This window comes from Rhodopseudomonas infernalis (genome assembly GCF_022271405.1).
Lineage (GTDB): Bacteria > Pseudomonadota > Alphaproteobacteria > Rhizobiales > Xanthobacteraceae > Rhodopseudomonas > Rhodopseudomonas infernalis.
Map to the genome: position 1 here is coordinate 158,764 of NZ_JAJNAL010000001.1, position 13,417 is coordinate 172,180.

Genomic DNA, 13,417 nt, shown 5'->3' on the forward strand with positions numbered 1-13,417 from the left:
CGGTCCTCTTGTCTCAAGTCAGCAGCACGGCCTCGGTCGCGAAGCCGGCGCCGACGGTGGCGGAAAGCTGGGCGATGCGAACGCGCAGCGTCGATTGCGGCGTTCCGAAATCGGCGAGCTCGAGCGCCGCCGCATACAGCGCGTTCGACGACGTGCTGCTCAGCGATCTCACGATGGCCCCGCCGGACGTGAGAACCTCGATGGTGTAGGCTTCGCTGTCCTCGCCGAGCGGCACCTCGCCCTCCCAGCTATCCGCATCGATGCGGCTGCGGCGGATCCAACTCAGATGCACGCCGGCCGCATCGCGCGAGGCTTGCAGGGAGACCGGAGCCAGCGGGCGTAGCGCCGTGGCGCCCGGCGTCACCGTCAGCGCCACCGCGCTGGGATCGTCATGGCTGCGGCTCGCCGCGACCACGCGCAGCACCTTGGGCCGCCCCAGAGCATCGCGCCCGCGCCCCAGCGGCACCAGATTTTGGTCGAGCAGCACGAACGGCGCGCCGGCCGGCAGTGGATCGCGCATCGCCTGCTCGCTGCCGGCCTGGCCGCGCAGCAACCGTGACAACAAGTACGTGTGGGCATCGACCAGCTCCGCATTGGCAAATTGCAGGATCTCCCATTCACCATCGGGGTTCTGAACCGCAGCCGCGTTGCCGCCGGCGAGCACGCGCGCATCTGGCAGCGACGACAGCGCGCCGCCATACAACCGGACCCGCACGCGATGGCCACGGTCCCACCGCGCCAGCGGTCCGCGCGGCAGCGCATCGAGCGTCTCGCCGACGACCGCGCGCACCGCGGCGCTCGCCAATGGCTGATAGCTCGCGCCATCGGCGGAGGCGTAGATCAGCTCCGCACCCGGCCACGGATTGGCGAACACCGCGAGCCGTGTCAGCACGTCGGGCGCCAGCGCGTCGATCACCGGCAGATCGAGCGCGACGACATGCGCCGGCCCGAGCGCAGCGGGCATCGGCGGATTGATGCGGCGTGACGCACGCTGCGGCAGCGCGAACACTTCCGGATCGATGCTACGTGCCTTGAGCTGCCGCGCGTGCGTGTCGACGATCTCGCCGATCTCGAACAGCCGCCGCCGGCCGTTCAGCGTCACGCCGACCACATCACCCGGCGCCAGCCGCAGATGCTGCGGGCCGAGCGCGAAGCTCGCCGTCTCACGCCCCGCCCACAGATCCTGCAGGAATATCTCCGCGCGGCGCACGGCCGCTGCCTCGTAGGTCACCACAGCGAGGTCGCTGTGCAAACTCCGCGCGGCGCCGCCGACCAGCCGGCGCGATGCCGCGGCGGCGCGGCGATAGTCGGCCAGCGCATCGGTAAAGCCGAACGCGATCTCGAGCGGCAGTTCCGTCTCCTGCGCCCGCGTCAGCCGCGACGGCGCGCCCTTGTCGGGCAGCACCAGATCTTCCTCGCCGAACTCAGCGACCGGCGCGCCGCCGCGCTGCACGAAGCGCAACACGCCATCGGCGGCCGCGGCATCGAACGCGTAGGCCATTGCCAGCGGCTCGATCATCGCCCGCGGCGTCATCGGCCGGTCGACCACATAGCCGTCGCAGGCTTCGCGCAGCGCCGACGCATCGACGCCGCCGACGCCGCAGTCGGCCAGCAGCTGCGCCACCAGCGCGTCGAGCGGCGCGCCGCCCAGCCGGCCGGTCAGCCAGTGCCCGGTCTGCCAGTTTGGCGCGTCGCTCCAGACCTCCTCGGCGCCGGGAAACACCGGATAGGGCCGCGCGTCCCAGGTCCACAGATGGATCGCCGACGGATCGATCATCCGTCCGCCATACAGCGGCGACACCGGATTGCGCGTCGCGCTCGCGCCGAACGCCGGATCGAAAGCGGTGATTATCGCTTCGAGATAGCGGCGCTGGATCAGGTCGTCGCGATCACCGCTGGAGAAATACGGCGCAAAATTCTCGCTGGATTTCGGATCGGGAAATACGCTCGGCTGGTTGGCGCCCTTGTCGACAGCCGGGCAGCCGACCTCGGTCAGCCATACCGGCTTGCTCATCGGCACCCATGCGGTCGGCGCCGCCAGCTCCGCGCCGCCGACGCGCTCGTGATGGGGCTCGGCCCAGAAGCTGCGGATGTCCTTGACGCGAAACGTCCACGGCTTGCCGAGCCCGTCGGTGATCGGCGCGCGGCTCTGCGCCGCGCGCGCGGCATCGTCCGCGTAGTACCAGTCGAACGCCTCGCCGGCCGTGACGTTGCGCGTCAGATAGTCGTGGTCGTAGGTCGAGGCGGCAACCGCAGAATCGAGATGGCCGGCGTCGTCGCGCCAATCGGCGAGCGGCGCGTAGTAATCGATGCCGATCGCCCCGATCGCCGGCGACGCCCACAACGGATCGAGCGGAAACCGCACCTCCGCCGCATCCGGCGTCACCACGTCGGCGCCGTATTCGGTCCAGTCGGCACCATATGTCACCAGCGTGCCGCCACCGACGATCGACTTGACCTCCGCTGCCAGCGCTACCAGTTGCTGCACGGCTGGATAGATGCCCGGCCCAGAACGCACCCGCGTCAGGCCGCGTAGCTCCGAACCGATCAAAAACGCGTCGACGCCTCCAGCCCCCGCGCAGAGTCGCGCGTAGTGCAGGATCATCCGCCGATAATTCCAGGCGCCGCCCGCGAAGAAACTCTCGACCTGCCCGGCCGCCGCCGCGGTGCCCTGCGGCGAGCCAGGCCGTTCAGGCGCTGGATCGCAGGTGATGCGCCCGCGCCAGGGATACGGCGGCTGCGCAGCCGCGCCGGTCCATGGATTCGGCAGCGCATTGCCGGCCGGCACGTCCATCATCACGAATGGATAGAACGTCACCTTGAGGCCGCGCGCTTTCAGTTCACGGAGCAGGTGAGCCACGCTGGCGTCGGACGGCGTGCCGCCGAACGCCGGCCGGCCGTTCACCTGCGACACCAGCAAGGCATCGTCGCGGCTGGCGCCATCGACCGCCCAGGTCGTGAGGCCGAGCCATTTGTCGCGGTTCTCGACGCCCGGTCGTATCGTGCACTGCCCCGCGCGCAGATCGGAGCCGAACCATGCCACCACCACCGCGACACGCTCCAGCCGCGGGCACACGCCCTGCAGATCGTCGAGCGCGGCGACGACGTCGGACGGCGCCTCGGTGACGTGGCGGTTTTCCGGTTCCGACGTGCCTTTGTCGACGATCCGCACCAGCGTCGACGGCTCGTAGCCGAATTCGGTGGTGCCGGGGATCAGCGTCACGGCGCGCACCATCTGTTCGAGCCGGCCGATCGGCCGCACGATCTCGAATGACAGCTGCGGAATGCGGTTGCCGAAGTCGGCCAGCGGCAGCCGCTCGAACACCACATAAGCGAGGCCGCGATAGGCCGGCGCGTTGCCGGCGCCCTCCTTGGCGACGATCAACCCGTCCGGCGCCTGATTCTCATCACCGCGATACACCCGCACGTTCAGCCCGGACAGATCGAGCAGCTTGCCGTCGGCCCAGATCCGCGCGACGCGACCGATCGGCCCTTCGCACAGTCCGACCGCAAAATTGGCGAAGTACGTGTAGGTCGTGGTGGTCGTCGTCGGCCCACCAAAACTCTTGCCACCGGCCGAGCTCTCGTCGTTGCTGACGACTTCCTCGAACTGCGTCGCCCAGATCACCTGACCTGCGAGCCGCGCCCGGCCATAGACCCGCGGGATCGGCGCGCCCTCGGTCGAGGCCATCACATCGAGATCGGCGAGCCGCGGCCCTTCGACTTTGCGCGCACCGCCGCCGAACAGCGACTGATCGAGCGAATTGCCGACCAGCGCGCCGACGAGCCGCCCGGCGATCGCACCAGCCGGCCCGAACAACGCGCCGACTGCACCGCCGGCGAGAGACAAAACCAGAGCTGCCATGGGGATCACTTCTGTAAGAGCAGGAAGGCCGATAGGCGCGGCTGATGAGTCGCGCGGAAAGTCGAAAAGATGAGTCGCCCAGCGGCACGGCGAGCTCCCTCGCCCCGCTCTTCGCGGGGAGAGGGTTGGGGTGAGGGGCTGCTGAGTCGGCGATAATAACGAAGACGTCGACTAGCCGTTCACCGCCGCTCGACCACCGCGAGACGCCCCCTCACCCGGCTCAGCGCCGCACGCGGCCCCGACCTAAGTCCAATCCCGGCGCCATTGACGGCAGCCGCGGCATTTGCAGTAGGTATCCGTCGCGGCGGCTGCCGCCAGGATGTGACGATGCACGAATTAGTGGCGAGTGCCGGAGCCGCGGTCGCAGCGTGGTTTGCGGTGTACTTCATCGGCAAGCCGGTCGTCGCGCTGCAGCGGCAGCGGATCGCGGCGCTGCAGGTGGCCGAGCGCTACTACGCGGTCGATCCCGGGAGTGACGAAGCCGAGCGCGACGCCGCCGTGAAGGCGCTGTTCGAATCCGGCATCGTCATCCGATCCTACGATCGCGGCTGGTCGACCGCCGTCAGGCTGTGGTGCTGGGCGTGGGGCTACGATCTCGACCTCGCCGCGCAGGCCCTGTTCGGCCTTGCCGAGAGCGCGCGCGGCACCACGCTGTTCCCGCCGGACGCCCGTCGCAACACGCTGAACGCGCTCTACGTCGCGCTCGGCGCTCACAAGCATCTGCCACGCGAGACCGTCGACGCCATCAAGACGATGATCGCCCAGACCAAGGCCGCGGGCGCCGCGCCGCAGCAAGTCGAGAGCTCGCCGTCTTAGGTCTCGCCGCGCAGCAGGCTCACTCCTGGACGCCGGGAAACGCGAACGCATAGGCCAGCCGCCGCCGCCACCACGGTGCGATCGCGATCTCGCACACCGCGGCGCCATCATGGGCGTGGATCATGGTGTCGGGCGAACTTGCGATCGCGACATGCTTGGCGACATACGCGTCGCGCCAGCGAAACAGCAACACGTCGCCGGGGCCGAAGCTCTCGCACGCGATCGGCTGAAGGTGGCGCAGCGCCGCACCTGCAAGCGCCTCCTCGCCGCTCGCCTCGGCCCAGTCGGGCGCATAGGGCGGCGGCGCCTCAGGCTCGTCGCCGATGCAGCCGCGCCAGACCCCACGCACCAGCCCGAGACAATCGCACCCGACTCCTTTCACCGATGCCTGATGTCGATAGCGCGTGCCGATCCAGCTCCGCGCTTCGAACACCAACGCGTCGCGCGTGATAAGTCCGCTCATGTGAGTTCTCCGCGCTCGGTTTAACGCTGGCCTTTGATCTCGCCGCCGAGCGAACCGCCGGCGTTGCCTGGCGCACCCGGCATCGGATAGCTGATGACGAAGTCGTTGCCCGGAATCTGCGGGAAGCCGCGGAAATTGGCGGCATTGCCGAAGTGATCGCGGCAGGTCGAAAAGCGCTTGTCGCAGCCCGCGGTGATCACGAAGGCATCGCCCGGCGCGATCGGCTCGGCCATCGCCTGCCACAGCGACAACCGAACTTGCCCGGCGACGATGCGGTGCTGCTTGATCTCGATCGCCGCACCGGCATTGGCGCCGCTGCGCCAACTCAGTCGCCCGCCTGTGAACAGCCCGGTCGCGAAGCCGTCCAGACCTGTGGCCGCGAGCGTCGACACGCCGAACGTCGCCGCGACGCTGCCGATGCCGCGCCACGCGGTGCTGCCAAGATCGATGCGACAGCGGCCGTCGCCGAGATCGGCGCCGCAGCCCGCGGTGTAGAGCCGCCCACTCTCCTGCGACAGCAGATCGGCGAGCCCGCGCAATTCAGCGGTGAAGGCCTGCCCCTCACGCCGCACCTCGCCCAGCCTGCCTCGTGCGACCAGCACCCGCAGCGACGGCTCGTTCCAATCGACCAGCCAGCTCTCGATCGCCGCCGCATCGTAACGCCCCGCCGCAAGATCGGCCTCGCTGAGCAGATCATCCGCCAGCGCGCCTGAGATCTCCGCGCCATCCACCGACAGATCGAACCGCTGCGCCGCCTCCGACGCGGCGAAGCCGGTGCCGGAGCGACAGGTAATGCCCTCGATGACCAGATCGCGATCGTGATCGGTGAACCCCAGCACCGCGCCATCGCGTCGTCGCACGATCCAGCACTGGGCGAGCGTGGTGACGCCGGAATCGAACTTGGCCTGGAGGGCGGAGGGGATGGGGCGCATGGTGGTCTCCGAAGCACGTCGTCACGCTCGTCGCGCGGCGCCCGCGCCGAGGATCAGGAGCGAAGGCGCCTTCGATGCGCCGAGCACAGAGGCAAGTCCGGCACGGAGAGGTTCTCCCCCGCTCAGTCCGGTGACAAGCAGCAATGCCGCATCCGCGCGGAACATGAAGCGCGCCAATGCCGCACGTCAGGCGTTCGCGTCGAGGTCGGGATTGATCCGCTGAAAATTGCCGAGGGTCGTCTCCCCGGATCCAGAAGGCTGACCTGCTGATCGAGCATCGCGATGCCAGGCGTGACATCCATAGCACCATCGCATGGCCGCAGCTCACCACTGATCACTTTCTCGCCGGCGCCCGAAAGGCGGGTAGCGAGGCGACGGCCAGTGGACAGGTGCGCGGCGTCGAGCCAGCGCGTTCAAGTCCTCGAACGTCTGAGCCGGGCGCAGCAACGTCTCGAGATCATCCAGCTTCTGATGGTTGCGCTGCCGTCGGCGCCCGCGCCGGCCGCCAAGGTGGTCCTCTCGGTCGACAGGCTCACGGCGGGTTACGATGAGGGCCAGCCCATTGGAACATAACATTCAATCTGTGCTTGCGATCAAGCCAGCAATCACGCAATGATCGATGCTAGGGAGTTATCCTTGGGCAGACGATGAACGACATTATTTCGGTGGCAATTGCGACGGACGAAACGATTTCTACGGCGGCAAAACCGGTGGTCTCGATCTCCGCGGATCTGGCTGAGAAGTTCACATTCGCATCGCACCAGAATTCGATCCCCGTCATTCGCAACATTGCGATCAGCAATACAACCGCCGATTCCCTTCAGCATCTGAACTTGGAATTGACCGCCAGTCCTGCATTTCTCCGGCCGAAAATCTGGACGATCGATCGGCTTCTGACCGGCGACACGATCAGTCTGACCGACCGAAGTGTGGATCTCGATCCTGCGTATCTGGCCAAGCTCGACGAGGCCGAGAGCGGCGACATCCGCTTGCGGCTTCTGGAGAATGAGCGCGTGGTCGTCGAAGTGGTCGTACCGGTGCGCCTCCTTGCCCGAGACGAGTGGGGCGGCGTGTCGGACATGGCGCAATTGCTGCCGGCGTTCGTGATGCCGAACGATCCCGCGATCCACCGGGTGCTTCTATCGGCCGCCGAGCGCCTTGCGGCGCACGGCCATTCATCGGCTCTGGATGGTTACCAGAGCGGCGATCCAAAGCGCGCCTATATGTTGGCTGCGGCGATCTACTCGGCGATCACCGGTCTCGGACTTCATTACGCCGAGCCGCCTGCAAGTTTCGAAAGACGCGGACAGAAGATCCGTGGTCCGAGCAGACTGGTCGAGGACAGGCTGGGGACCTGCCTCGACCTTACGCTGCTGTTCGCAGCGGCCTTGGAGGCGATCGGGCTGAATGTGGTCGCCCTGCTTCTCGACAGCCACGCTTTCGTCGGTGTGTGGCTCGTAAAGCGGACGCTGCCCAAGACCATCGAGGACGATGTCGGAGAAATTCGCAAAGCCATCGCGGCTCGAGAACTCGTAGTGTTCGAGACCACAGGTATCACGCATCGGCCGGCGCTCACTTTCGATCAGGCCAGGACGCTTGCCGAAGCGAAACTCAAAGATGATACGCACCCCGCCTTCATTGCCGCGGTCGATGTTGCGCGCTCACGCTCCTCCGGCATCTTCCCGCTGGCCTCGCATGCGGCAAAACGCGCCGCAGAGCCCGACGATGCCGATACGTCACCGGAAGTTCCGCTCCCCACCGAGCCGGACATTCTGCTGCCGGCAGAGGTGAGTGAAGAGAAGCCGACCACGCCGGCCGGCCGGATCGAACGCTGGAAATCGCGGCTGCTCGACCTCTCGTTGCGCAATCGGCTCTTGAACTTCTCCGAAGGGAAACGTGCCGTTCCGTTCGTTTGCGCAGACGTCGCCTATCTGGAGGACCGTCTGGCTGAAGGCGTCGCTATCAAGCTGATCTCGCTTCCGGAGCAGAATCCACTCGGGGAGCGCGATGCCGTGCTGCATCGTGATCGGCGCGGCGACGATCTGCACGAGCGTTTCGCCGCGGAGGCACTAAAGCGAGACGAACTCTCCTCGATGCTGGATGCCAAAGACTTGGCCGCGCGTCTCACCGAGCTTTTTCGTCAGACCAAAAGCGATCTCACCGAAGGCGGCACTAACACCCTCTATCTCGCTGTCGGTGCGTTGAAATGGAAGAAGAAGCCGACCGATCAAAAAGCCTATCGCGCGCCGTTGCTGCTGCTGCCGGTGAAGCTGGAACGCTCGGGCGCGTCGGATCGCTTTCGACTCAAATTTCACGAGGACGAGCCTCGGCTCAACGCCACGCTGCTGCAATTCCTGAAGCGTGACTTCGACCTCACTTTGCCGGACTTTCGCGACGGCCTTCCGCAGGACGGTAAAGGGATCGATGTTGCGAATATCCTCGATCGCATTCGACTGGCGGTCCGTGACGTTCCGGGCTTCGAAGTGGTCGACGATATCGCACTATCGACCTTCTCCTTCGCCAAGTATTTGATGTGGAAGGATCTGACAGACCGGGTCGATAGCCTGCGCCAAAATCGGGTCGTCAAGCACCTGATCGACAACCCTGATCGTGTCTTCGATGGTGCTGAACAGCCCTTCCCGAACGAAGCCGATATTGATCGCCACTATGCTTCTGCCGATATCGTGCTGCCGCTCTCGGCCGATTCCTCGCAGATCGCCGCATGCCTCGCAGCCGCGCAGGGGCGCGACTTCGTGATCGTTGGACCGCCCGGTACCGGAAAGAGCCAAACCATCGCCAACATGATCGCGATGTGTCTCGCCGGCGGCAAGACTGTGCTGTTCGTCGCCGAAAAGACGGCAGCACTCGATGTCGTGTACCGACGGCTGCGCGAGCATCGTCTCGGAGATCACTGCCTCGAACTGCATTCAAGCAAGGCCGACCGTAAGCACTTCTTCAGTCAGCTGAAGAACTCGTGGGAGAACCGATCAGCGAAAACCGAAACGCAGTGGGTGACGCTCAATCATCGACTGCAGGTGAGGCGCGACGAGTTGAACGCCTACGTGGCGGCACTGCACTGTAAGTCGCCCAACGGGCTGACGCCATACGCTGCCATCGGGATCGCCACGCTCGGCAAGGATGACCATGCGCCGGAGCTGAAGTGGTCGCACAAGGATGTGCACGACACCACGGTCTACGCCGAGTTGGAGGATCTGGCTGCGCGCCTTGGACTGACCTATGCCTCAGTGACCATTCGGCCGGTGTTGCGTCTGGTCCACGTCGAAGAGTGGACCAATGCGTGGCAGGAGAAGCTGATCGCAGCTACACGAACGCTCGCACGCGCGGCTGCTGCCGCGCGTGCGGCATTGGCGGCGATAAGTTCACGCCTGGGTCTCCATGTTCTGCAGGATTGCCGCGGTGATGGGCTCGGATATTTTGCGGATCTTGCCCGCGATCTGATCGCGACCGCGGGGCAGGATCACACAATCATCCTGAACCGAGACTTCGCCGCTCTGGCTCGCGCCCTCCGTGAACTCGAAACCGCGATTTCAGTCTATCGTCGTAGCGAGACGCAGTTGTCCAGGCACTATGCGCCTGACGCAGTGGCGCGTATGCCGATCGACAGCATGGAGCGCGATTGGCATGAGGCCAAAGCCGCGATGTGGCCGAAGTCGTGGTTCGCAACGCGGCGGGTGAAACGGTTGCTGGGCTCCTATGCCGGCACCACGACTGCCGATCCAAGTACCGACATTGGATTGCTTCGAAATCTGCAAGTCACTCTGCAATCGATCCAAGGCAATGCAGTCGCGAAAACACCGCTCGCCTTCAGCGGGCTCGACACCGACTGCCGTGCGCTGACTGACCATTTGGAGAAAGCGGAGCGGCTCCGAAACTCGCTGGTCCAGCTTGGCGAATTCGCCGGTGACGTTCGAAAGGTTGCGGCCAGCGTTGCGGCCAACCTAAAGGGCGAGATCAATCAGCCCCAGCTGTCAGCGGCGCAGGAATACCTTGCTCGCTACCGGGAGCTGCAGGACGCGATCGGTCTGTTCGAGAGCGCCGCCGGCTTGCCGCTCGATCGCTGTGGCAATGAGTTTCTCGGAGATCTCTCACGGCAGATGGACGAGATCGAACATGCTCGCGCATTGTTCCGCGATTGGTCGTCTTGGTGCTCCGTGCGCAAACGGGCGATCGCGTCAGGCCTATTGCCTTTGGTGGAAGATATCGAAAATGGGGCGGTGTCGTCAGAAAACAGCGTAGCGGCGTTCCGCCTCGGCTACGCCCGGTGGTGGCTCCCCTTGGCCATCGACGCCAGTGCGGATCTGCGCAACTTCCGTCGCTTCACGCACGAGGATGCTATTCTGGACTTTCGCGCGATCGACGATCTGGTGCGTAGCCATGCGAGGGACAGGATCGTCAGCGCCCTGGCGCACGGTTTGCCGCCTGCCGAGGCCGTGCCTCGAAGGTCGGAGCTGGGTCAGTTGCGGCACCAGATGGGATTGCAGCGGCCCAGTCGCTCCATCCGAGAGATGATCGCGGAGATGCCGGAAAGTTTCAGCCGGCTGGCTCCCTGCGTGCTGATGTCACCGCTATCGATCGCGCAATATCTTCCGGCAGATCAGGCGCTGTTCGACATCGTCATCTTCGACGAGGCGTCCCAGATCGCCACATGGGACGCGGTGGGAGCGATCGCGCGGGGGCGTCAGACCATCATCGTCGGCGATCCAAAACAGTTACCGCCAACCAATTTCTTCGGCCGCGCCGATGACCAGGAGGACGTTGCCGAATTCGATCGTGACCTAGAGAGCATTCTGGACGAAACCAGCACATCCGGACTGCCGGTACGGCACCTGCGCTGGCATTACCGAAGCCGTCACGAATCCCTGATCGCCTTTTCTAACTGGCACTACTACAACAATCACCTCATTACGTTTCCCAGCCCGGTCACCGACGATCGCGCGGTCTCGCTCAATTTGGTGCCGACCGGCGTCTATGATCGGGGGAAAAGCCGGACCAATCGCGAAGAAGCGCGCGCGATCGCGGTTGATATCCGCGCGAAGATCAAATCGTGGCTCAAGCGACCCGAGGCCGAGCGCCCCACGATCGGTGTCATCACCTTCAATGCCCAGCAACAGGCTCTCATCCAGGACCTGCTCGACGAAGTCCGTAACGCCGAGCCCGATCTGGAGTGGTTCTTTTCGGACGATCGAATCGAGCCGATCATCGTCAAGAACCTGGAAAACATTCAGGGCGACGAGCGCGATGTGATCTATTTCTCGATCACCTTCTGTCGCGACGCGGCGAGCAAGCTGGCGATGAATTTCGGCGCAATCAACAACGATGGCGGTGAGCGCCGTCTCAACGTTGCAGTTACCCGCGCCCGGAGCGAATTAAGAGTATTCTCCGGCATTCGCGCCGACGATATCGACCTCAGCCGCAGTAAAGCGCTCGGCGTCCGGCATCTGAAGGCTTTCCTTGACTATGCGGCCCGTGGAGCGATTGCACTGCCGGCCCAAGACCAGGGGTCCCTTGGCGGTGTCGAATCGCCTTTCGAAGCCGCCGTAGCCGAGGCGCTACAAGCGCGCGGCTGGCAAGTCGTGACCCAGGTCGGCGTCTCGGGCTATCGGATCGATCTGGGCGTCCGTCATCCTGATCTCAGCGGACTGTATCTGGCTGGCATCGAATGCGACGGCGCCACCTATCACAGTTCGGCCACCGCTCGGGACCGCGACAAGGTTCGGGAACAGGTGCTGCGAGGTCTCGGCTGGACCGTTTTGCGAATTTGGTCGACCGACTGGTGGTTCAACGCTGCCGAAGCGATCGAGCGCGTTCACGAAGCTCTCAACGAAGCGCTCGCGACCAGTCGAGCGCAGGCGGCGGACACGCCACATGCTGGCGAAGCGGACGTCGAGCCCGATGCCGGCTTCGAAAACAGCGCAGACTTTCCTTCAGCCGAACTTGACGGTGACGAGGCGACCGCGGACGTCGATATGATCGAGGATCTCCCACCGGATCCGCCAGTAGTCGTAGGCCCGACCGTGGAAAATCGTATCGCCGGCATCGTTGTCGCAGATGCACCACGAACATTTCGTGTTGCCGATTTATCCGAGATTAAAGCCGATGCGGATCTGTTTTTCGAATTCTCCTATCGTCAGACGCTGCAGACCATGATCGAGGCAGTCATGGCCACGGAAGCACCGGTACGGGAAGACGTGCTCGCGCAACGCGTCGCGCGGGCCCACGGATGGTTGCGAACAGGGCCTCGCATTCGCGAACAAGTCTCGCGTCATCTCAAGCGTTATGAGCGCACCAATGAAACGTCGGGCTCGTTCCTGTGGATGCCTGGCTCGGTCGCGTCTCGTGTGGCATTCCGCAAACCGCATGGGCCGAATCATCGACGGCCGCTTGCAGAGATCCCTCTCGCTGAACTAACCGACTTCGTCCTGTGTAACTTGGATGCCCTCGACGAAGACGATCCGCCGCTCGTCTATGCCCGTCTCTTGGAGATTGATAGGCTGGCCGCGCCGTCACGCGATCGGTTGGACGAAGCCATTTCAGCAGCCATGGCGCTGAGAGACTAATTTTATAGCCAAGTGTTCATCGGACTGCAGCCGCCTCCGTCGTTCAACGGGGACTTCCCCTACCCCCTGATCTCCACCACCGGAATTTTCGGGATCGCCCCGGCCGCGAACGCCGACAGATCCACCTCCAGATAGTCCGTGTCGAACCGTACCGGGACGTCGAACTGATAGCCTGCGGTGACGGCCGCGCCGGGCGGTGGGAGGTGGGCGGCGGGGAACGTGACCACGCCGGTGGTGGTGTCGACGCTGACGCCGCTCGTTAGTTCGACGCCGCCGACCGCGATGCGGACGGAGCCGGCGACCGGCTTGGTGATGGCGCGTGTATAGGGCGCGAAGCCGGCGCCGTAGGTCTTGACCAGCTGATAGTTCGCGGTGACGCCGTCGCCGGTGCCGATGCCCTGATCGAGCGGTGACGGCGGGTGGCCGGGGGCCGCGGAGGAATGATCGAGCCGGTCGCGCCAGCGGAAGCCGGTGAGCTGGCCGCGGCGCTCCTCGAAGAACGCCACCACCGCCTGCAGCGCCTCCAGCGTTTTGATGCCGTAGCCGGCGTCGTAGCGCCGCCGCGAGTCCGCCCAGCGCGCGTTGCGCTGTTCGCGGCCGGAGCCGAACGTCACGATCTCGGTGCGCCGCTCCGGCCCGCCGGCGCTCTTCAGCGCGACGTCGAGCGGAAACAGCACTTCGTGGAATGGTGTCATGATCGTTGGCCCGCGTCGGCTCTCGTGACGAGAGCATCATTGGGTTTCAATCGGCCGGCCGAGCGCTT

At 65.1% G+C, this 13,417-nt stretch carries 6 protein-coding genes and 1 pseudogene; 2 read left to right on the plus strand and 5 right to left on the minus strand.

All coding sequences use genetic code 11. The features are described from left to right. Positions 1–13: 13 nt before the first annotated feature. Positions 14–3,865, minus strand: coding sequence for a baseplate multidomain protein megatron (locus tag LPW26_RS00710; protein ID WP_238732314.1), 3,852 nt, complete (start codon positions 3,863–3,865; stop codon positions 14–16). 327 nt (positions 3,866–4,192) lie between these two features. Between LPW26_RS00710 and LPW26_RS00715 the strand changes: the two genes are divergently transcribed. Continuing rightward, positions 4,193–4,681 (plus strand): hypothetical protein, encoded by a 489-nt coding sequence (locus LPW26_RS00715; RefSeq protein ID WP_238732315.1) that lies wholly within the window; start codon positions 4,193–4,195, stop codon positions 4,679–4,681. A 19-nt stretch (positions 4,682–4,700) separates the two neighbouring features. On the opposite strand, the gene LPW26_RS00720 is transcribed toward LPW26_RS00715, so the two are convergent. From LPW26_RS00720 to LPW26_RS00730, 3 genes and pseudogenes are all read right to left on the minus strand, one after another. Beyond that, on the minus strand, positions 4,701–5,144 hold the full coding sequence (locus LPW26_RS00720; protein ID WP_238732316.1) for a C40 family peptidase: 444 nt from the start codon (positions 5,142–5,144) through the stop codon (positions 4,701–4,703). A 20-nt stretch (positions 5,145–5,164) separates the two neighbouring features. Further along, positions 5,165–6,076, minus strand: a complete 912-nt coding sequence (locus LPW26_RS00725; protein ID WP_238732317.1) for a DUF2163 domain-containing protein — start codon at positions 6,074–6,076, stop codon at positions 5,165–5,167. Between the two features lie 48 nt (positions 6,077–6,124). Beyond that, positions 6,125–6,414 (minus strand): annotated as a pseudogene (locus tag LPW26_RS00730) (ABC transporter ATP-binding protein); the annotation flags it as partial. 309 nt (positions 6,415–6,723) lie between these two features. Between LPW26_RS00730 and LPW26_RS00735 the strand changes: the two are divergent. Then, positions 6,724–12,654 carry a DUF3320 domain-containing protein gene (locus LPW26_RS00735; protein WP_238732318.1) on the plus strand — a complete coding sequence of 1,977 codons (5,931 nt, stop codon included), beginning with the start codon at positions 6,724–6,726 and terminating at the stop codon, positions 12,652–12,654. A gap of 59 nt (positions 12,655–12,713) precedes the next feature. Here LPW26_RS00735 and LPW26_RS00740 read toward each other — a convergent pair whose 3' ends face one another. Further along, positions 12,714–13,349, minus strand: coding sequence for a DUF2460 domain-containing protein (locus LPW26_RS00740; RefSeq protein WP_238732319.1), 636 nt, complete (start codon positions 13,347–13,349; stop codon positions 12,714–12,716). Positions 13,350–13,417 lie beyond the last annotated feature (68 nt).